16 protein-coding genes and 1 tRNA gene are annotated in these 20,124 nt (G+C 64.4%); 11 read left to right on the plus strand and 6 right to left on the minus strand.

The genetic code is table 11. The annotated features are described in order from the left end of the window. The first annotated feature begins 33 nt into the window (after positions 1-33). From MLD63_RS06110 to eno, 3 genes are all read left to right on the plus strand, one after another. The gene (locus MLD63_RS06110) at positions 34-1,440 is read left to right on the plus strand and encodes a protein adenylyltransferase SelO (RefSeq protein WP_255328995.1); all 1,407 of its coding nucleotides are present in this window, start codon (positions 34-36) and stop codon (positions 1,438-1,440) included. 10 nt (positions 1,441-1,450) lie between these two features. Beyond that, positions 1,451-2,128 carry an endonuclease/exonuclease/phosphatase family protein gene (locus MLD63_RS06115; protein WP_255328996.1) on the plus strand — a complete coding sequence of 226 codons (678 nt, stop codon included), beginning with the start codon at positions 1,451-1,453 and terminating at the stop codon, positions 2,126-2,128. 91 nt (positions 2,129-2,219) lie between these two features. After that, positions 2,220-3,494 (plus strand): phosphopyruvate hydratase, encoded by a 1,275-nt coding sequence (gene eno / locus MLD63_RS06120; RefSeq protein ID WP_255328997.1) that lies wholly within the window; start codon positions 2,220-2,222, stop codon positions 3,492-3,494. Between the two features lie 47 nt (positions 3,495-3,541). Here the strand turns inward: eno and MLD63_RS06125 are convergent, their stop codons facing one another. Further along, entirely contained in the window at positions 3,542-5,020 is a 1,479-nt protein-coding gene (locus tag MLD63_RS06125) for an aminotransferase-like domain-containing protein (RefSeq protein WP_255328998.1), read from the minus strand. Positions 5,021-5,380: 360 nt separating this feature from the next. Here MLD63_RS06125 and MLD63_RS06130 point away from each other — a divergent pair, with 360 nt between their 5' ends. Beyond that, entirely contained in the window at positions 5,381-6,586 is a 1,206-nt protein-coding gene (locus MLD63_RS06130; RefSeq protein WP_255329518.1) for a TRAP transporter substrate-binding protein, read from the plus strand. 113 nt (positions 6,587-6,699) lie between these two features. Here MLD63_RS06130 and MLD63_RS06135 read toward each other — a convergent pair whose 3' ends face one another. Continuing rightward, positions 6,700-8,637 (minus strand): TRAP transporter large permease, encoded by a 1,938-nt coding sequence (locus MLD63_RS06135; protein WP_255328999.1) that lies wholly within the window; start codon positions 8,635-8,637, stop codon positions 6,700-6,702. Beyond that, positions 8,634-9,245, minus strand: coding sequence for a TRAP transporter small permease subunit (locus tag MLD63_RS06140; RefSeq protein WP_255329000.1), 612 nt, complete (start codon positions 9,243-9,245; stop codon positions 8,634-8,636). Before MLD63_RS06140 ends, MLD63_RS06135 begins: the two co-directional genes overlap by 4 nt. A 376-nt stretch (positions 9,246-9,621) precedes the next feature. Between MLD63_RS06140 and MLD63_RS06145 the strand changes: the two genes are divergently transcribed. From MLD63_RS06145 to MLD63_RS06170, 6 genes are all read left to right on the plus strand, one after another. Next, entirely contained in the window at positions 9,622-11,229 is a 1,608-nt protein-coding gene (locus tag MLD63_RS06145) for a peptide ABC transporter substrate-binding protein (RefSeq protein WP_255329001.1), read from the plus strand. 75 nt (positions 11,230-11,304) lie between these two features. Beyond that, positions 11,305-12,228, plus strand: a complete 924-nt coding sequence (oppB, locus tag MLD63_RS06150) for an oligopeptide ABC transporter permease OppB (protein ID WP_255329002.1) — start codon at positions 11,305-11,307, stop codon at positions 12,226-12,228. Position 12,229: 1 nt separating this feature from the next. Further along, a complete protein-coding gene (locus tag MLD63_RS06155; RefSeq protein WP_255329003.1) occupies positions 12,230-13,156 on the plus strand; it encodes an ABC transporter permease subunit in 927 nt (308 codons plus the stop codon). Position 13,157: 1 nt separating this feature from the next. After that, a complete protein-coding gene (locus tag MLD63_RS06160; protein ID WP_255329004.1) occupies positions 13,158-14,264 on the plus strand; it encodes an oligopeptide/dipeptide ABC transporter ATP-binding protein in 1,107 nt (368 codons plus the stop codon). Beyond that, positions 14,261-15,283, plus strand: coding sequence for an oligopeptide/dipeptide ABC transporter ATP-binding protein (locus tag MLD63_RS06165; RefSeq protein ID WP_255329005.1), 1,023 nt, complete (start codon positions 14,261-14,263; stop codon positions 15,281-15,283). Before MLD63_RS06160 ends, MLD63_RS06165 begins: the two co-directional genes overlap by 4 nt. A 73-nt stretch (positions 15,284-15,356) precedes the next feature. After that, on the plus strand, positions 15,357-17,132 hold the full coding sequence (locus MLD63_RS06170; RefSeq protein ID WP_255329006.1) for an ABC transporter ATP-binding protein: 1,776 nt from the start codon (positions 15,357-15,359) through the stop codon (positions 17,130-17,132). A 52-nt stretch (positions 17,133-17,184) separates the two neighbouring features. On the opposite strand, the gene MLD63_RS06175 is transcribed toward MLD63_RS06170, so the two are convergent. After that, positions 17,185-17,268, minus strand: a tRNA-Leu gene (locus tag MLD63_RS06175). Positions 17,269-17,311: 43 nt separating this feature from the next. Further along, positions 17,312-18,262 (minus strand): lipoyl synthase, encoded by a 951-nt coding sequence (gene lipA / locus MLD63_RS06180; RefSeq protein ID WP_255329007.1) that lies wholly within the window; start codon positions 18,260-18,262, stop codon positions 17,312-17,314. Positions 18,263-18,391: 129 nt separating this feature from the next. Here lipA and MLD63_RS06185 point away from each other — a divergent pair, with 129 nt between their 5' ends. Next, positions 18,392-18,901 carry a hypothetical protein gene (locus MLD63_RS06185; RefSeq protein WP_255329008.1) on the plus strand — a complete coding sequence of 170 codons (510 nt, stop codon included), beginning with the start codon at positions 18,392-18,394 and terminating at the stop codon, positions 18,899-18,901. Between the two features lie 48 nt (positions 18,902-18,949). On the opposite strand, the gene MLD63_RS06190 is transcribed toward MLD63_RS06185, so the two are convergent. Continuing rightward, on the minus strand, positions 18,950-20,068 hold the full coding sequence (locus tag MLD63_RS06190) for a DUF6456 domain-containing protein (RefSeq protein WP_255329009.1): 1,119 nt from the start codon (positions 20,066-20,068) through the stop codon (positions 18,950-18,952). Between the last annotated feature and the right edge of the window lie 56 nt (positions 20,069-20,124).

Below are 20,124 nucleotides of genomic sequence, written 5' to 3' on the forward strand. Positions count from 1 at the left end.
GGGCCGCTAGATAAAGGGCAAGGAGGCCGCGCGATGATCCATTTCGACAATTCCTATGCCCGACTGCCCGACGGCTTTTTTGCACGGGTTCAGCCCACGCCAGTCAGCGCGCCGCGCCTGCTGGCGCTGAATGCGCCACTGGCAGAGCGACTGGGTTTGGACGTGGATTGGCTGGCCGGTTCGGACGGCGTCGCGATGCTGGCCGGCAATGCGCTGCCAGAGGGCGCCGAGCCGATCGCACAGGCCTATGCCGGTCACCAGTTCGGCGGCTTCGTGCCGCAGCTGGGCGACGGCCGTGCCGTGCTACTGGGCGAGGTGGTTGCACCGGACGGGCATCGGTTCGATCTGCAGCTGAAGGGTTCAGGGCAGACGCCGTTCTCTCGTCGCGGCGACGGGCGCGCTTGGCTGGGCCCGGTCCTGCGCGAATATGTCGTCAGCGAATTCATGGCCGCGATGGATGTCCCCACCACGCGCGCCCTGGCGGCGGTCGAGACGGGCGAGCGTGTGCAACGTGAGCAGGCCTATCCCGGCGCGGTCCTGACCCGCGTCGCATCGAGCCACATCCGCGTCGGCACGTTCCAGTATTTTGCGGTGCGCGGCAATGTCGAGGCGCTGCAGGCGCTGACCGATCATGTCATCGCCCGGCATTACCCGGACGCCGACGGCCCGCTGGGTCTTCTTCAGGGCGTAATCGCGCGGCAGGCCGCGACCATCGCGCAGTGGATGGCGCTGGGTTTCATCCACGGCGTGATGAACACCGACAACATGGCTGTCTCGGGTGAAACGATCGATTACGGCCCCTGTGCCTTCATGGACGGCTATCACCCGCAGACTGTGTTCTCCTCGATCGACCAGCATGGACGCTATGCCTGGGCCGAACAGCCGCAGATTGCCGTCTGGAACCTGGCCCAGCTCGCGACCTGCCTTATCCCCCTGATGGGAGAGCGTGAGGCAGCGATCGAGGCGGCGACAAAGGCGGTACATACTTTCCCCGACCTCTATCAGGCAGAATGGCGTCGCCGTTTCGGGTCCAAGCTGGGGATCGAAGCGACCGAGGCCGATCAGGGGCTGATCGAACGGCTGTTGACGCTGATGGCGACCGAACGCGCCGATTTCACCCGCGTCTTCACCGGGCTGGCTGATGGGTCAGCGCGGGACGAGTTCACTGACCGCGAGGCTTTCGATGCCTGGCACGCGGACTGGCGTGAGCGGGCGCCGGAACCCGACGCCGCGATGATGGCGCGGGCCAACCCGCGTCGGATCCCGCGCAACCACCGGATCGAGCAGGCCATCGAAGCAGCAGTGTCAGGCGACCTCGCGCCGTTCCAGCGGCTTTTCGAGGCCGTCACCCATCCGCGCGAGGACTGTGAACATTGGGACGATCTTGCGCGCGCGCCCAAACCGGACGAGGTTGTTCCGCGAACCTTCTGCGGCACGTGACCCTGGCCGTATGCTGATTGCCAGCTATAACCTTCACAAATGCCGTGGCATCACCGGGCCTCATGCGCCCGAGCGCAATCTGGCGGTGATCCGCGACCTGGCGCCCGACGTGATCGCGCTGCAGGAAGTCGATTTCCGCCACGGCGCCCGTCCCGAGGCCTTGCCCCGCGACCTGATAGAGACCCAGACCGGCCTGGTGCCCGCCGCGTTTCTGGGCACCGGTGAGAACTCGCTGGGCTGGCACGGTCAGACCATCCTGCTTCGTCCCGATCTTGCCGCCGCCTCGAGCGTTCGTCGTCTGCCGCTGCCGGGGATCGAGCCGCGTGGGGCGATCGCGTTGCGTCTGCCGGGCCTGACGATCGTGGCGATGCATCTGGGTCTGGCCCGGTCGTCGCGGCGGGCGCAGCTGGAACGGATCGTCGGACGGGTCAGCCGCTTCGGTGCCGAGCCGGTCGTCCTGATGGGTGATTTCAACGAGTGGCACGACGAGCGGGGGCTCGAGGCGCTGACCGGCTTTCGCGTCATCGCACCCGGCCGAACCTGGCCCGCGCCCATGCCCCGCCTGCGGCTGGACCGGATGGCGCTGGACCGCACGATCACGATCCGCGACAGCGGCGTCCACGACGGAGAGGTGGCGCGCCTGGCTTCGGACCACCTTCCGATCTGGGCCGATATCGCCCTGCCCTGACGCGCCCTGCCGCCCGTGGCCAGATTGCGGCTTTCTTCACGGCGATGTTAGCGGTAATCATCCCCGCGAAACCCAAGGGGAGAGCCGAGCCATGAGCACCATCATCGACATCTTCGCACGCGAGATCCTCGACAGCCGGGGCAATCCCACGGTCGAGGTCGACGTCACGCTCGAGGACGGAAGCCAGGGTCGGGCCGCGGTGCCCTCGGGCGCATCGACCGGCGCACACGAGGCGGTCGAGCTGCGCGACGGCGACAAGGGGCGATACCTGGGCAAGGGCGTCCAGAACGCGGTCGATGCGGTCAACGGAGAACTGGCCGAGAACCTGATGGGCGAGGACGCGACCGAACAGCGGGCCATCGACCAGCTGATGCGCGATCTGGACGGCACGCCGAACAAGGGCCGGCTGGGCGCCAACGCGATCCTGGGCGTCAGCCTTGCGGTGGCCAAGGCGGCGGCCGACAGCGTGACGATGCCGCTTTACCGTTATGTCGGCGGTGTCGGCGCGCATGTCCTGCCCGTGCCGATGATGAACATCATCAATGGCGGCGAACATGCCGACAACCCGATCGATATTCAGGAATTCATGATCATGCCGGTCAGCGCGGACAATATTCGCGAGGCAGTCCGCATGGGATCCGAGGTCTTTCACACGCTGAAGAAGGAATTGTCGGCAGCGGGTCTGGCCACCGGCGTCGGCGACGAGGGCGGCTTTGCACCCAACCTATCCAGCACCCGCGACGCGCTGGATTTCATCCTCAAGGCGGTCGAGAAGGCGGGCTACAAGCCGGGCGACGACATCATGCTGGCACTGGATTGCGCCTCGACCGAATATTTCAAGGGCGGCAAGTACGAGATGACCGGCGAAGGCAAGGTCCTGTCGTCGGAAGAGAACGTCGATTATCTTGCCGCCTTGGTGGCCGACTACCCGATCCTGTCGATCGAGGACGGCTGCGCCGAGGATGACTGGGACGGGTGGGCAATGCTGACAGAAAAGCTGGGCGGCAAGGTTCAGCTGGTCGGCGACGACCTGTTCGTGACCAACCCCGAGCGGCTGGCGGACGGGATCGCGCGCGGCTGCGGCAACTCGCTGCTGGTCAAGGTGAACCAGATCGGCACCCTGTCCGAAACGCTAGATGCGGTGCGGATGGCCGATCGTGCCGGATACACCTCTGTCATGTCGCATCGTTCGGGCGAGACCGAGGATTCGACCATCGCCGACCTCGCCGTCGCGACCAATTGCGGCCAGATCAAGACTGGCAGTCTGGCGCGTTCGGACCGGCTGGCGAAATACAACCAGCTGATTCGGATCGAGGAGATGCTGGGCGCCAATGCCGTTTACGCGGGCCGCTCGATCCTGCGCTGACGCCCTAGCAGTAGGCCAGCCTGACGCCATGGCGTCGGGCCTGCCGCTTACGCCACCATGTCATCCTGCGGCGGCGCATCGTGCAGCCGCCGCAATTCGGTCAGAGCGCGCCTAAGCGTGGCGTGCGGCATGTGTCCTGCCAGACCGATACGCACCGCATTGGCGAATGAACCGGCCAACGTGATGCTGCCGGCCGAGGCCGCGAATTCATCGGCAGGCCGGACGAGGATGCCGCGATCCGCCGCCGCCTGCGCGTAGACGGACGGCCGCCACCGCGCAGGCAGCGGCAACCACAGGAACGGCAGTTCCGCCAGCGAAACAAGGCCTGTTCCCGCCATCACCTCGGTCGCGATGTTTCGCCTGGCCTCGAAGTCGGCAAGGATCGCCCGGCAGAGGTCTTCGGTTGCCGGATCGCGAAGAAGCTCTGTCACCGCGACGGTCAGCGGCCGGGCCACACCGAAATGGCTGTGCTGGGCGGCGAGGCGCGCCTGCCCGCCCATGCCCGTGGGACAGATGATCGCCCCGAAGCGAAGCCCCGCTGACAGAAGCTTGGCAAGACCGACCAGCTGCCAGACCCGTTCCGGCGCCAGTTCGCGCAGCGGCGGCGGCCCGTCCGCGCCGCGAAGGGCGCCAGGGCGGGTGGTATAGCTTTCATCCTCGATCACCTGCAGATCGTGACGACGGGCGACATCGATGATGGCGGCGCGGCGCTCTGCATTCATGCGCCCGGTGGTCGGGTTCTGTGCCGATGGCGTCAGGAAGACGACACGCGCGCCGGTCTGTCGGGCGGCACGGTCCAGTTCGTCGGGCAGCATCCCCTGCCCGTCCTGCGCGACCGGTGCCACCTCGGCCCGAAGCAGCCGTGCAGCGTGACGCAGCCCGGGATAGCACAACGCCTCGCACAGAATTCGCGGACGCTCGCCCGCCAGACACATCGACAGGATCAGCAGGATCGCGCTTTGGCAGCCATGGGTCAGAACGATGTCGGGGGGTCCGAACTCACCCGCTGCACGCGGCCCGATCCAGTCGGTCAGGGCGGCTGTGCAATCGCGATCGCCGCTGACGGGGGTGTAGTCCAGCAATTCCTCGCCCGACTGGTCGGCCATGCGCCGGAACGCCTGACGGATCGCGCCGGCCTGACCCAGATCGGGCAATTTGGGGCTGCGCAGGTCGATCGCGACCTCGTCCGCGCGCAGCGGGCGGTCACGCCCGCGTTCGTTCCGATCATCGATCAGCGGCTGCAGCGGCGCCTGCCGCGCCCCCTGCGCCGCCACGAAGCTGCCGCGCCCGACATGGCTTTCGACGATGCCCTCGGCCGCGACGACCTGATAGGCGCGGGCGACCGTACCGGGCGTCACCTGCAGACGCCACGCCAGATCGCGCATCGGCGGCAACCTGTCACCGGGTGCAAGCTCGCCCGCCCGGATCGCCTGCCGGATCATGTGCGCCAAGGCCCGGAACTTGGGACCGACGCCGTCCTGAAAGGCGTCATCGGCAAAGGTTGGCTGCCAGTTTGTATCGGTCACAATTCTGCTCTTCCAGTCCATTCTGCCCGATTGTATCGTCATATCCGGGTGGAGGCCAAGATTGTTTCGATACATTTTGCCGACCCCTGATCGCTTGGCGATCGCGCCCCTTCCCCGGGGCGTCGCCGGACGCGATCTCTCCCAGCCGGTTCCCCCCGGCGACCAACTGGCCGGGGCGCAAGGCCCCGGCTTTTTCGGCCGCTGCCGGCGACCGCGCATTTTTCCGTGCCTGCCCGAATAGACCCCTAGACGCAGGGGGGCGCGCAGATAAACTGCGGCGCCATGCAGGGCGGAAACCAAAGGGTCATGAGGGGCCCGACGCCCCTTCGGAGGGAGATACGCATGAAGAATTCCACATCCTTGGACCGCCGCGGCTTTCTGACGCGCGCCTCGGTCGGCGGTGCCGCCGCGGCCGCAGGAACCGTGCTGGCCGCACCCGCGATCGCGCAGGAACAGCCGACGATCAACTGGCGTCTGGCTTCGTCCTTCCCGCCGTCGCTGGACACGATCTATGGCGGTGCTGTGGAAATGTCCGAGCGGCTGAGCGAAGCGACCGACGGCAAGTTCACCATTCAGGTCTTCGCGGCCGGTGAGCTTGTCCCCGGCCTGGGCGCGATCGACGCGGCCACCGACGGAACCGTCGAAGTGGCCCATTCGGTCGGCTACTACAACTGGGGCAAGGACCCGGCTTTCGCTTGCGGCGCAGATCTGCCCTTCACCTTCTCGGCCCGCGCGAAGGCGGCGTATCAGTATCAGGGCGGCGGCATCGATCGCTACAACGAGTTCCTGGACCAGTACAATCTGGTCTCGTTCCCCGGCGGGAACACCGGCGTGCAGATGGGCGGCTGGTATCGCAAGGAAATCAACACGGTCGCCGATCTTCAGGGCCTGAAGATGCGCATCTCGGGCCTTGCCGGCCGCGTGATGGAAAAGCTGGGCGTGGTGCCGCAGCAGATCGCCGGCGGCGATATCTACGCCTCGCTGGAAAAGGGCACGATCGACGCCGCGGAATGGGTCGGTCCCTACGATGACAGCAAGCTGGGCTTCCAGAAGGTCGCGCCCTACTACTACTATCCCGGCTTCTGGGAGGGTGGCCCGACGGTCGGCTTCTTCATCAACAAGGCGCAGTGGAACGAGCTGCCCGAGACCTATCAGTCGCTGGTCCGCACCTGCTGCCAGGCAGTCGATTCCAACATGCTCGCGAAATACGACATGAAGAACCCGACCGCGCTGATGGAACTGGCCAACAACGGCGCGCAGCTGCGTCCGTTCAGCGAAGAGATCCTGACCGCGGCCTTCCAGGCGGCGAACGAAGTCTATGGCGAGCTGTCCAACGAGAACGAGCACTTCAAAACCCAGTACGAAGCGATGCTTCAGTTCCGCAACGACTGGTACCTGTATGCGCAGACCGCCGAATACACGTTCGACACGTTCATGATGATCCAGCAACGGCAGGGCAATCTTGCGGTCGGTGGTGCCGAGGGTGGCGCCGCCCCTGCAGCCGAGGGTGCCGCGACCGAAGCACCGGCCGACGGCGCGGCGGCGCCGGCGCCCGCCAGCAACTGAGGTTGGCGGTCGGGCGGGGTTATCCCCGCCCGATTGGCTTGGTTACGCATGATACGAAAAAGGCCGCTGCGATGTTTCGCAGCGGCCTTTTGCCATCTTGTCGTCGGTGATTGTCAGTTGCCGCCCAGCCCCGGTGGCAGACCACCCAATCCGTTGCCGAGACCACCGCCCGTCGCCGGCGCTGCAGGTTGCGGCGTTGCATCAGATGCAGGCTGTTCCGCTTGGGGCTGCGGTGCCGAGGGGGTCGCGCCGCCACCGAAATCAGGTGCGCCCAGACCGCCTAGGCTGCCGAACCCGCCCGATGTCCCGCTGGGAGTGGCCGCACCCTGTCCATCGGCCGCCGGTGTCGTGGCACCGCTTGGGGCGGCAGGCGCGCCGAAGGGCAAGCCGAGCCCACCAAGCCCACCACCGAGGCCGCCGCCCAGCCCGCCAGTGCCGCCACCGGGTCCACCCGGAATCTGCAGCGGCGCCGTCGGCGCAGAGACCGGCGTCTTGTAATGCGTGACAAGGCCCGGGAAAGCGATGACAACACCGATCATGACGACCTGAAGGCCTACGAACTTCACGGCGCCGCGATAGATTTCAAGCGTGCTGATCGGTTCGATCACCTTGCCCGAGACATGATCGGTGTAGCGTTTGCGGGCCGCAATCGAGCGCAGGTAGAACAGCGCGAAGCCGACAGGTGGCGTCAGGAAGCTGGTCTGCAGCACCATCCCCAGAATGACGCCGAACCAGATCATGTCGATCCCGAGCGCGTTCACCGCCGGGACCAGAAGCGGCACGATGACGAAGGCGATTTCGAAGAAGTCGAGGAAGAAGCCAAGGATGAAGATCAGCAAGGCGACGGTCAGCAGAAAGCCCAGTTCGCCGCCCGGAACGGCCAGCAGCAGGTCCTTGACCCAGACCTGTCCGTTGATCGCGTAGAAAGTCAGCGAAAAGACCGTCGCGCCGATCAGGATGAACATGACGAAGGATGACAGTCGGGTGGTGCCGACCAGCGCGCCCCGCACGACGTCGTAGTTCAGGCGTCGCTTCATCGCGGCAAGGATCAGCGCACCGACCGCCCCCATCGCCCCACCCTCTGTCGGGGTGGCGATGCCCAGAAAGATCGTGCCAAGCACGAGGAAGATCAGGCTCAGCGGCGGGATCAGCACGAAGATCACCTGCCGCGCCAAATGCGACAGCATGTTCAACCGCATCGCCCTATCGGCCAGAGCCATCGCGAACAGCACCGCTCCCGCGATGACCGCCCCCCAGATGCCGGCATTGCGCACGCCGTCGGCCTGCATGAACATCCGCGCCGCGAAGAACACCGCCACCGCGATAGCCAAAGCGACCAGAAGCGATGTCACGCCACGGCCCAGCGTCCGAGCCTCTTTCGGCAGCGCGGGCATCGCGTTGGGACGGATCATCGTGGTGATGAAGACATACAGCATGTAGCTGCCGGTCAGCATCAGCGCCGGGTAAAGCGCGCCCTTGTACATGTCGCCGACGGAACGACCGAGTTGATCCGCCAGCACGATCAGAACGAGGCTCGGCGGCACGATCTGCGCCAGCGTGCCCGAGGCCGCGATCACACCGGTGGCGATCGGGCGGTCGTATTCATAGCGCAGCATGATCGGCAGCGAAATCAGGCCCATCGCCATGACCGACGCCGCGACCACCCCGGTCGTGGCCGCCAGCAGCGCACCCACGACGATCACGGCGTAGGCAAGACCGCCACGGACCGGACCGAACAGCTGGCCGATGGTTTCCAGAAGGTCTTCGGCCATGCCGGATTTTTCCAGGACGATGCCCATGAAGGTGAAGAACGGGATCGCTAAGAAAATGTCGTTCTTCATGATCCCCCATAACCGTTCGGGCAAAGCCGAAAGCAGGTTGAAGTGGAGATTGATCTGCCCGTTCGAAATCGGCGTCAGCTCGACCCCGATCAGGTAGAACAGAAGTCCGTTGGCGGCGAGCGCGAAGGCGATCGGGTAGCCGAACAGCAGAAACAGCACCATCGAGAAGAACATGATGGGTGCAAGATTGTGGGCGATCAGTTCGATCATCGCGGCGCGTCCCCATCATTGCGGCCCGGCTGGTGGTCCAGCGTCACGCCCGCCGCCTCCTCGGCCATGCGTTCATGGCTGTCGCGATGATCGACATTGTCGGGAATGATCCCTCGCATCACCGCGATCTTCTTGATCGCCTCGGACAGGCCCTGAAGAAACAGCAGGCCAAACCCGATGAGCAGCATCAGCTTGGCTGGCCACAAGATCAGGCCGCCCGCATTCATCGACATCTCTTTCAGGCGGATCGAGCGCATCACCCAGGGGTAGGTCAGCCACAGGATCAGCGCGGTGATCGGCAACAGGAACAGCAGCGTCCCGATCAGGTCGATCCAGTGCTGAACCCGGCGCGACCACATGCTGTAGACGATGTCGATCCGGATATGTTCGTTTTCCAGCAGCGTATAGGCCGCAGCCAGCAGGAAAGCGGTTCCGTAAAGGTACCATTGCAGTTCCAGCCAGGCATTCGACGACACGCTGAACACCTTGCGGATGACGGCGTTGATCGCGCTCACGAGAATGGCGACCAGGATCAGCCAAGATATCCATCGCCCGATGAACGAATTGACGCGGTCGATACCCCGCGAAAGGGCCAAAAGGCCTCCCATCGTGTTCCCCCCATGACGGCGCGGGCCGTTTGCCTGCGCATTCCGTCGCCGGTCGGCGCGGATTTTTGCGCGGTTTTGCGCGATGGCGGGATGCGGGTCAAGTTTCTTCCAGATCACGTCGCCGCGCGGCCCCGTGACGCCACGTCAGTGCGGGATCGGCAAGGTCCGGCCGACGACAGGATAATCTTCAGCATAATCTCCAACGGGCGTGGCAACGGGTGTCCGGATCGCTGTCCGGTGACCACGCGATACGCGCCTTGGTTACGCGTCGGCAGCCGATTGCGCGCCTTTACCCTGCCCGCAATATGAACCATCGTTGCGCATTCCGGCGAAAAGCCGACCGATCCGCACAACACCAACACGGAGGATCTTTTCCATGAAACGGTTTCTTCTGACGACCGCCCTGGCCGCCTCGCTGGCCCTGCCCGTCCACGCCGCGACACCCGCAGAGGGTGAGACGCTGGCCGAGAACCAGACGCTCGATTTCTGGATTCTCGATGCGGTCAAGACGCTCGACCCGCACAAGAACACCGATGTCGACGGTGCCCATGTGCTGCGCCAGCTGTTCGAGGGCTTGATGAACGAGGACGAGGCAGGCGCGATGGTGCCGGGCATCGCCGAAAGCTACGAAATGAGCGACGACGGGCTGACCTACACGTTCAAGCTGCGCGACACGGCGAAATGGTCGAACGGGGATCCGGTCACTGCCGAGGACTTCGTCTATAGTTGGCAGCGCGCGGTGAACCCCGAGACGGCGTCCGAATACGCCTGGTTCATGGAGCTGATGAACATCGTCAACGCGACGCAGGTCGTCGCAGGCGAGGTGCCGCCCGAAGAGCTGGGCGTCCGGGCGGTGGATGAGCACACGCTGGAAGTGACGCTGTCGACGCCGACCCCCTACTTCATCAAAACGCTGAGCCATGGCACGACCTTCCCGGTCCACCGCGCGACGGTCGAGGAGTTCGGCGACAACTGGACCCAGCCCGGCAACTTCGTCAGCAACGGTGCCTATGTGCTGGACAGCCACGATCTGGGCGTGAAGGTCACGCTGTCTAAGAACGAGAATTACTGGAACAACGCCGAAACGGTGATGACGCCGCTGAACTTCATCACCATCAACGACCAGAACGTGGCGCTGACGCGCTATCAGGCTGGGGAACTCGACTGGTTCGACCGCGTCCCCGCCGGTCAGTTCCCGAACCTGCAGGAACAGTATCCCGATCAGGCGGTGGCGATCCCGCAGGCCTGCTCCTACGCCTACCTCTTCAACATGTCCGACAAGGGCCCCGAAGCGTTGAAGGACCTGAAGGTGCGGCAGGCGTTGGCCTATGCCGTCGACCGCGACATCATCACCGACAAGATCCTGCAGGGCGGCCAGAAGCCTGCCTATTTCTGGACCCACTGGGCCATCGAGGGCTTCGAGGCACCCGAGATCGAGATGGCCGGTTGGACTCAGCCCGAGCGGATCGAGAAGGCCAAGGCGCTTCTGGAAGAAGCGGGATACGGTCCCGACAACCCGCTGAGCCTGACGATCCAGTACAACACGTCGGAAGACCACAAGAAGCTTGCCGTCGCGGTGCAGCAATTCTGGAAGGCGATCGGCGTGAACGCGACGCTCGCGAACTACGAATGGAAGGTCCATACCGACCGGCTGCAGAACCAGGATTTCGAGGTCGCCCGCTACGCGTGGTGCGGCGATTATAACGAGGCCTCGACCTTCCTCGATTACTTCCGCACCGACGGCTACAACAACGGCAAGTGGTCGAATGCGGACTACGACGCCCTGCTGGCCGAGGCGAAGACCGCCGAGAACACCACCGAGCTTTACAAGGAAGCCGAGCAGGTGCTGAACGCGGATATGCCGTTCGTGCCCGTCTACCACTACTCGAACGCCATGATGGTGAATGCAGACCTGCGCGGGATCCCCTATGACAACGTCATGTACAACTGGTACGCCAAGGACCTGTATCGCGTCGCCGAGTAGGCCGTGACCCATCGCCGGAAGGGGTCGGGCCCCTTCCGGCACACCCGACCCAGCCCCCTGAGCAAGGTCTGATCGATGTTCGGATACATCCTGAGACGTCTGGCCGTGGCCGTGCCGACGCTGCTTTTGCTGATCGTCTTCTCGTTCCTGCTGATGCACGCCGCACCCGGCGGGCCGTTTACCGGCGAGCGGTCGCTGCCGCCGCAGGTGCTGGCCAACCTGGAAGCGAAATACGGCCTCGACCAGCCGCTGATCGTCCAGCTTTGGAACTACCTCAAGGGAGTCGTGCTGCAGTTCGATTTCGGTCCCAGCTTCGTCTATCCCGACCGCACCGTGAACGGGTTGATCGCCGACGGCTTTCCGGTGACGCTGACCTACGGCCTGCTGTCCTTCGTGCTGGCGGCACTGGTCGGCATCACCCTCGGCGTCGCGGCGGCGATCCGGCACAATTCCTGGCTGGATTACCTGGCCGTCGGGACCAGCATCGGGGCGCAGGTGCTGCCGAACTTCGTCATGGCACCGATCCTTGTCCTGGTCCTGACGCTGTGGCTGGGCTGGCTGCCCGGGGGCGGGTGGAGCTTCAATGACCCCAGCTACTGGATCATGCCAGTCATCGCGCTTGGCACCAGCTACATGGCGTCGATCGCGCGGATCACGCGATCCTCGATGCTCGAGGTGCTGGGCAGCAATCACATCCGCACCGCGCGCGCCAAGGGTATGCCGGAACGCCGCGTGATCCTGCGCCACGCGCTGAAGCCTGCGCTGCTGCCCGTCATCAGCTATCTGGGACCGGTCTTCGTATCGATGATCACAGGCTCGGTCGTGATCGACATCTATTTCTCGACCGGGGGGATCGGACGCTCGTTTGTCGATTCCGCTCTGAACCGCGACTATGCGGTGATGATGGGGATCACGATCCTCGTCGGTGCGCTGACGGTCCTTTTCAACCTTATCGTCGACATCCTCTACGCGTGGATCGACCCGAAGATCCGGTACTGACATGGTCATCGAACAGGACAAGATGCGATCGCTGGCCGACACGATGGCGCAGGCCGAGGTGAAGGGCCGCAGCCCGTGGGCCGACGCGAGGAAGCGGTTCGTCCGAAACAAGGCCGCGATGGCGGGTTTGGTGATCCTGGTGCTGGTCACGCTGTTCGCGGCTTTCGGCGACTATGCCGCGGCCTGGTCGAACGAGGAACTCGACTACAACGTCATGGGTCAGGTGCGCGAGCTTGGCGCGCCCTCGATCGCCACCGGGCATTATTTCGGCACCGACGATCTGGGCCGCGATCTTTACGCGCGCACGGTCCAGGGCACGCGGATCAGCCTGATGGTCGGCATCGTCGGTGCGGCGATCGCGGTAATCGTCGGCACGCTTTACGGCGCGACGGCAGGCTATGTCGGCGGGCGCACCGACCAGATCATGATGCGGCTGGTCGATATCCTGATGTCGATCCCCTACATGTTCGTGCTGATCCTGCTGCTGGTCGTGTTCGGCCGGTCGATCGGGATGCTGTTTCTGGGTATCGGCCTGATTTCGTGGCTGGATATGAGCCGGATCGTGCGCGGCCAGACCCTGACCCTTAAGAACCGCGAATTCATCGAGGCGGCGCAGGCGACTGGCGTCTCGTCTTGGCGCATCATCATGCGCCATATCGTGCCGAACCTGCTGGGCGTCGTCGCGGTCTATGCCACGCTGCTGGTGCCGCTGATGATCCTGACCGAGAGCTTCATCAGCTTCCTCGGCCTCGGCGTTCAGGAACCGCTAACCTCGTGGGGTGCGCTGATTTCCGAGGGCGCGGCGACCATGAACTACGGCACGCTGTGGCAGCTCGCCTTCCCGCTGTTTTTCTTCTGCATCACGCTCTTCGGCTTCTTCTTCGTGGGTGACGGCCTGCGTGACGCGCTAGACCCGAAGGATCGCTGACATGGTGCTTCTGAACATCAACGATCTGCACGTCCGCTTCGACACCAATGATGGCGTTGTCCACGCGGTCAACGGCGTCGACCTGACGCTGGAACCCGGCGAGACGCTGGGCATCGTCGGCGAAAGCGGCTCTGGCAAATCCCAGCTGGCCTTTGCCGTGATGGGGCTGCTGGCTGCAAACGGCCGCGCCGAGGGCTCGGCGCGCTTCGACGGCACCGAAATCCTGAACGCCAAGCCCCGTGTCCTGAACAAGGTCCGGGCCGAGAAGATCGCGATGGTCTTTCAGGACCCGATGACCTCGCTGAACCCCTACATGCGGGTGGCCGACCAGATGGCCGAGGTGCTGGTCCTGCACAAGGGCATGTCCAAGCGCGACGCGGTGACGGAATCGGTGCGGATGCTGGACGCCGTGAAGATCCCGGATGCGAAGGGTCGCGTGCGCCTTTACCCGCACGAATTTTCGGGTGGGATGCGCCAGCGGGTGATGATCGCGATGGCACTGCTGTGCCGCCCGCAACTGTTAATCGCGGATGAGCCGACGACCGCGTTGGACGTGACGGTTCAGGCTCAGATCATGCAGCTTCTGGCCGATCTACAGACGGAATTCGGCATGGCCATGATCCTGATCACCCACGATCTGGGGGTCGTTGCCGGCTCCTGCGAGCGTGTCGCCGTGATGTATGGCGGTCGCATCCGGGAACAGGCGCCGGTTGCACCGCTGTTCGCGGACCCCGCCCATCCCTACACGCAGGGATTGCTGGCTGCGATCCCGCGTATCGACGAGACCGAAGCCGAACTGCGCGCCATTCCCGGCGCGCCCCCCAATATGACGCATCCGCCCGCGAGCTGCGCCTATGCGCCGCGCTGCCCCTATCGGCTGGCGGAATGCGAAACCGAGCGTCCGCCGCTGGAAGGCTTCGCGCCGGATCGCAAGCGAGCCTGCTTCGCGGCGCTGGACGACATCCGCGCGCACCGTCACAGAGTTTCTATCACGGCTGACGAGGCAGCGACGGCGGGACCGCTGGAGGACGAACCCGACGACGCCCTGCCCGACGCGGCAGTCGCCGGTGTCGGGGCGGCGGCGGCAACGCATGAGGTGAAGCAATGAGCCGGCCGCTACTGGACGTGCGCGACCTGCGGGTGAGCTTTCCTGTCCGGCGCGCGGGCGCGATGCCCTGGACGCCACCGCAGGACCTTCACGCCGTCGGCGGGGTCGATTTCACGCTGAAACCCGGTGAGACGCTGGGCATCGTTGGTGAATCAGGCTCTGGCAAATCGACGCTGGCGCGCGCGCTGATCGGGCTGGTCCCGGCGACGGGCCGGGCGGAATGGGTGGACGGTGCGGATCTGGTCGACCTGTCGCCGCGCCAGATGATGAAGTACCGCGCCGACATCCAGATGGTGTTCCAGGACCCGCTGGCCAGCCTCAACCCCCGCATGAACGTGGGACAGATCATCGCGGAACCGCTGACCACCCATCGCCCGGGCCTGAGCCGGTCCGAGGTCAAGGCGCGGGTGAAGGAAATGATGGAACGGGTCGGCCTGCTACCGAATCAGATCAACCGCTATCCGCACGAATTTTCAGGCGGCCAGTGCCAGCGCATCGGGATCGCGCGCGCACTGATCGTAGCGCCGAAGCTGATCATCTGCGACGAGCCGGTCTCCGCGCTCGACGTCTCGATCCAGGCGCAGGTCATCAATCTACTGATCCGTCTTCAGAAAGACCTCGGCCTCGCGCTGATCTTCATCGCGCACGACCTGTCGGTGGTGAAGCATATCAGCGACCGCGTCTTGGTGATGTATCTGGGCAAGGTGATGGAGATCGCGCCGAAGGACGCGCTGTTCAATGCGTCCCAGCATCCCTACACGCAAGCGCTGCTTTCCGCTGTGCCGATCCCCGACCCTGCGCGTGAGGCTGACAAGGCTGTCGTTCCCCTGACGGGCGACCTGCCCTCGCCGATGAACCCGCCGTCGGGTTGCGTCTTTCGTACGCGCTGTCCACGCGCGCAGGCTTTGTGCGCTGAGGCGGTGCCGCCGCTGGAAGGCACCGATCGCCGAACGGCCTGCCACTTCCCCGGTCCCCTGACCGAGGCCGAAATCGCCGCCGCCCGCACTGAGCCCGCCTGAGATGCCGCCCGCCCAGCAGCCGCGTTACGGCCAAAGATGGGCGGCGCTGAAGAACCTGCCAGCGTTCTTAGCGATGATCTGGCGCGCGAGCCCGGGTTTGATGCTGGCGACGATCGCGCTGCGGATCATCCGCGCGGTTCTGCCGGTGACGATGCTGTGGATCGGCAAGCTGATCATCGACGAGGTGGTCCGGCTTACCGCGCTAGAGACCCGACCCGAGACGCTGGCTGATTGGTGGCAGGCGGGGCTGACCGGGCCGCTGGGCTGGTATCTGGCCGCCGAGCTGGGTCTGGCGCTGGCATCCGACCTGTTGGGCCGGCTTGTCAGTTACCTGAATGCGCTGATGCAGGAACGGCTGGTGATCTCGCTATCGGTGCGGGTGATGGACCATGCCGCCGAACTCGACCTCGAGGATTTCGAGGATGCCGAGTTTCAGGACAAGCTCGACCGGGCGCGGCGGTTGACGATCGGCAATGTGCCGTTGCTGACGCAGGTCATGGGGCTGATGCAGGATCTGGTGACGGTCGTCAGCTTCGCCGGCGGGTTGATCCTGTTCAATCCGTGGCTGGTCCTGTTGTTGCTGATCGCGCTCATCCCGGCTTTCCTGGGTGAAACGCACTTCAACGCGCTGCTTTACGAAATGAACTACCGCCGCACGCCCGAGCGGCGCGAGCGGGATTATCTGCGGCAGGTCGGCGCCAGCGCGGAGTCCGCCAAGGAGGTGAAGGTCTTCGGCTTGAACACGTTCCTGCGCGACCGCTTCGTCGCGTTGTCGCAGGACTTTTATGCCGAGAACCGCATGATCCTGGGGCGCCAGCTGCTTTGGATGGCGCTCCTGACGGCGCTGGCCACGCTGTCCTACTACGGAACTTATCTCTGGATCATCGGGGCCACGCTGACCGGCGCCCTGTCGATTGGCGATCTGACGTTCCTGTCTGGCAGCTTTCTGCGGCTTCGCGGTTTGCTGGAAGGCGTGCTGACCAGCTTTTCCAGCATGGCGGCACAGGCATTGCGGCTGGACGATCTGTTCGAATTCTTCAGCGAGCGCCCCGAGATCGCGTCGCCCGCGGATCCACTGCCGGTCCCCGTCCCCATCCGCCAAGGCTTCGTCTTCGAGAATGTGGGCTTCCGCTATCAGAACGCCGAACGCTGGGCGGTTCGCAACCTCAGCTTCACATTGGCGGCGGGTGAGACGCTGGCGCTGGTGGGTGAAAACGGCGCTGGGAAAACGACGCTGGTGAAGCTGCTGGCGCGGCTCTACGACCCTGACGAGGGACGCATTCTTCTGGATGGGCGCGATCTGCGCGATTACGATCTGGACGACCTGCGCGCGGCGATGGGCGTGATTTTTCAGGATTTCGTACGCTACGCCATGTCGGCAGGCGACAATATCGCCGTCGGACGGATCGGTGCCGCGTCCGACCGTGACCGGATCGAGTCGGCGGCGCGCCAGTCCGGCGCCGATCAGGTGATCGGGCGTCTGCCGGAACGCTACGACCAGATGGTCGGCAAGCGCTTCGCGCATGGCGTCGATCTGTCAGGGGGCGAGTGGCAGAAGCTCGCCATCGCCCGCGCCTACATGCGCGACGCGCAGGTCTTGATCCTGGACGAGCCGACGGCGGCGTTGGACGCGCGATCCGAGTTCGAGGTGTTTCGACAATTCAAGACGCTCTCTGCCGGTCGCACGGCCGTGCTGATCTCGCATCGCTTCAGCAGCGTGCGGATGGCCGACCGGATCCTCGTGCTGGCCGACGGCCGGGTCGAGGCGCAGGGGACACATGACGAACTTCTTGCCCAGCCCGGCCGCTACCGCGACCTGTTCGAATTGCAGGCGGCGGGCTATCGCTGACGGCGCCGGCGCGTCGCGCTGAGCCGCGGCATGTTTAATAAGAAGAAGAGGCTGGTACCCGAGGTCGGACTCGAACCGACAAGCCTTGCGGCGGGGGATTTTGAATCCCCTGCGTCTACCATTCCGCCACTCGGGCCCCTGATGCGCGCATAACCGTTCCAGGCGCGCGCGGCAAGATGTCAGGCGCGTCCAAGTTTCTGCAGCCGCGCATCGCGAAGGCGGGCGAAATCCGCGCCCGCGTGATAGGACGACCGCGTCAAGGGCGTCGCCGAGACCATCAGGAAACCCTTGCCGTAAGCCGACTTTTCGTAGCCGGCGAATTCTTCCGGCGTAACGAAGCGATCGACGCGGTGATGCTTGGGCGTCGGCTGAAGATATTGACCGATGGTCATGAAATCGATGTCGGCCGCACGCATGTCATCCATGACCTGCAGCACACCCTGCCGATCCTCACCCAGGCCCACCATGATTCCGGATTTGGTGAACATCCCGGGGTCGAGTTCCTTGACCTTCTGCAGCAGCCGCAGCGAATGGAAATAGCGCGCACCGGGCCGCACCGTCGGGTAGAGGCCGGGCACGGTTTCAAGGTTGTGGTTGAACACATCAGGCCGCGCTTCGACCACGGTCTCGAGTGCGCCGGGTTTCGACTTCAGAAAGTCGGGGGTCAGCACCTCGATCGTGCTGTCCGGGCTGCGATGGCGGATTGCGCGGATGGTCTGCGCGAAATGATCGGCGCCGCCATCGTCCAGATCGTCACGATCGACCGAGGTGATGACGACATGGTTCAGGCCCAGTTTCTGGACCGCGTGGGCCACCCTGCCCGGCTCGAACACGTCGAGCGCATCCGGACGGCCCGTGATAACGTTGCAGAACGAACAGCCGCGCGTGCAGACCTGACCCATGATCATCATCGTGGCGTGGCCCTGGCTCCAGCATTCGCCGACATTCGGGCAGCCGGCCTCTTCGCACACGGTGGAAAGACGATTTTTGCGCAGGATGTCTCGGGTTTGGCGATACCCTTCAGAGGTCGGGGCTTTGACCCGGATCCAGTCTGGCTTCTTTGGCTGCACCTGATCGACGCGATGCGCCTTTTCCGGATGGCGCAGGCGGGGTGGCGTTTGCTGATCCATAATCGGACTTTCGGCTTGGGTCCTGATCTAGATAGACCTGCGCGCAGGCCGGATCAACGTCCGACCCACGGAACCGGCGGCGTGGAAGCCCTGTTAAAAGCCAGGACATGGCAGGTTTGCGGAGACGACATGGCGAGCAAGGGCGACACGATCAAGGTCAACGATTCGATGCAGAAGGATTATTCCTACAAGCTCGAAGCAGGGACGGGACGTCTGTCGCACGATGGCTTCAAGCCACACTTCACACCTAAGGAGATGCTGGAGCTTGGTGTCTTTGAAGGAAAGTATCTCAACGACTGTCAGGATGAATTCCCAAAAAGCTGGTTCGAGAATGCCAAACTGTCGGACAAACCTGACCCCGACCTGAACTACTTCGGCATCAAGAGCCGTCAGCCGTTGTCGCGCTGGATAGAGAAAGGCTGGATCATCGAGCCCGATCCGCGTGGATGGTTCCAGTGGTACTGCCGCTATTATCTTGGACGGCGGATCGAGGGCGTCGACGACAAGCAGGTTCAGCGTTGGAAGAGCTTTGCCCGCCATCAAGGGCAGGTAAAGAAGAATTGCGACGCCAACGATCTGTCCTGCCGACCCAAACAGCGGCAGGCGCTGTTGCAGTGGTCCTATGACTGCATGATCTGACGCGGTGCAGCAGCCGGGATAAAGGGGCCTCCCGGCTGCAAGGGGAGATCAGCCGATCAGCCGCGATCCGCGACCATAGGTGTCGGCGTAGTGTCGTTCCAGACGCATCAGCGCCAGCCGCAGCACGATCTTTCCGGATCGTGCGGACCAGCCTAGGCGTCGCTCGGTCATCTCGATCCCTTCGAGAAAGCAGCAGACTCGCAGAACAATGTCGCCCATGCCGGGCCCGAGTTCGCGCAGCGCCGCACCGACCCGGTCCCGCGCCGATTCCGATCCGCCCCGAAAGCCGCCGGGTCGGTGCGATACGTCAACGTCCGCGGTCATGAACCCATCCCAGTTCTGCGTGACCCGGGGTCCCATTTGCGCCAGTTCGAAGTCTTCCCGCAGCCGTTCGCCCGCCGCGACCATGCCGGGGGTGAGAAATGCCTCGCCATTGGGTTCGCGCCGGCGAGCCAAGATCAACAGCGGGCTTTCGGCGATGTTGACTCGGACGCGCCGGCGACTGTTGTCTTCCGGGTCGCGGATGGTGCGTTCTTCCATCACGCGATGGCGCGTTGCCTCCACAGGACCCTGATCGTCTGGAACAGAGTTGGTCGATACCGCTTTGGCCGCCGCGAAATCGTCCGTTCGGGGCACGCCCCGTCCGGGGCCGCTCATCATGTCGCGCAAAGCGTCGCGTCCCGCCGGCACGATCGCATACGAAAGAAGCTTGCCATGGCCGACCTGCGCGACCCATCCGCGCAGCGCCATCACCTCGGCCAGACGCCGTTCAATGATCGCGGTGCGGATACCGTCGCGGGTGACGATGCCGTTATCCATGCCGTCGGCAACGACCAGCAGCGAGCCCGGCTCTGCGAGACGGCGCAGGGCTCGTTGGATCTGCAGTCCGTCGAGCTGGTTTGCGCCCCCCTTGCGGTCCAGCGCCCGATCGACAAGCGGATCGTCGCGACGCGACTCGAACTTTCGAATGCGACGAAGGATGGTAGAGGCATGGCAGCCAAGCTCTCGGGCCAGCGACCTGATCGTCTCGCCCTTCTCGACATGGCGCAGGTAGAGGGCTGCATCGGCTGGCAGATCGGTACCAGGCGCGGCAGGTGTATCCCGGGGGGCGGCCACGTGGCTTTCGACAGCAGCATCGAAGGCGAAGTCACCGGTCAGAAGCGTCATATCTGGTCCTTTGTCCTCTGGATTGGTTCTGGCAGGAACATCCATGGGTTGCATTT

Source organism: Paracoccus albicereus (assembly GCF_024359525.1).
Taxonomy (GTDB): Bacteria; Pseudomonadota; Alphaproteobacteria; order Rhodobacterales; family Rhodobacteraceae; genus Paracoccus; species Paracoccus albicereus.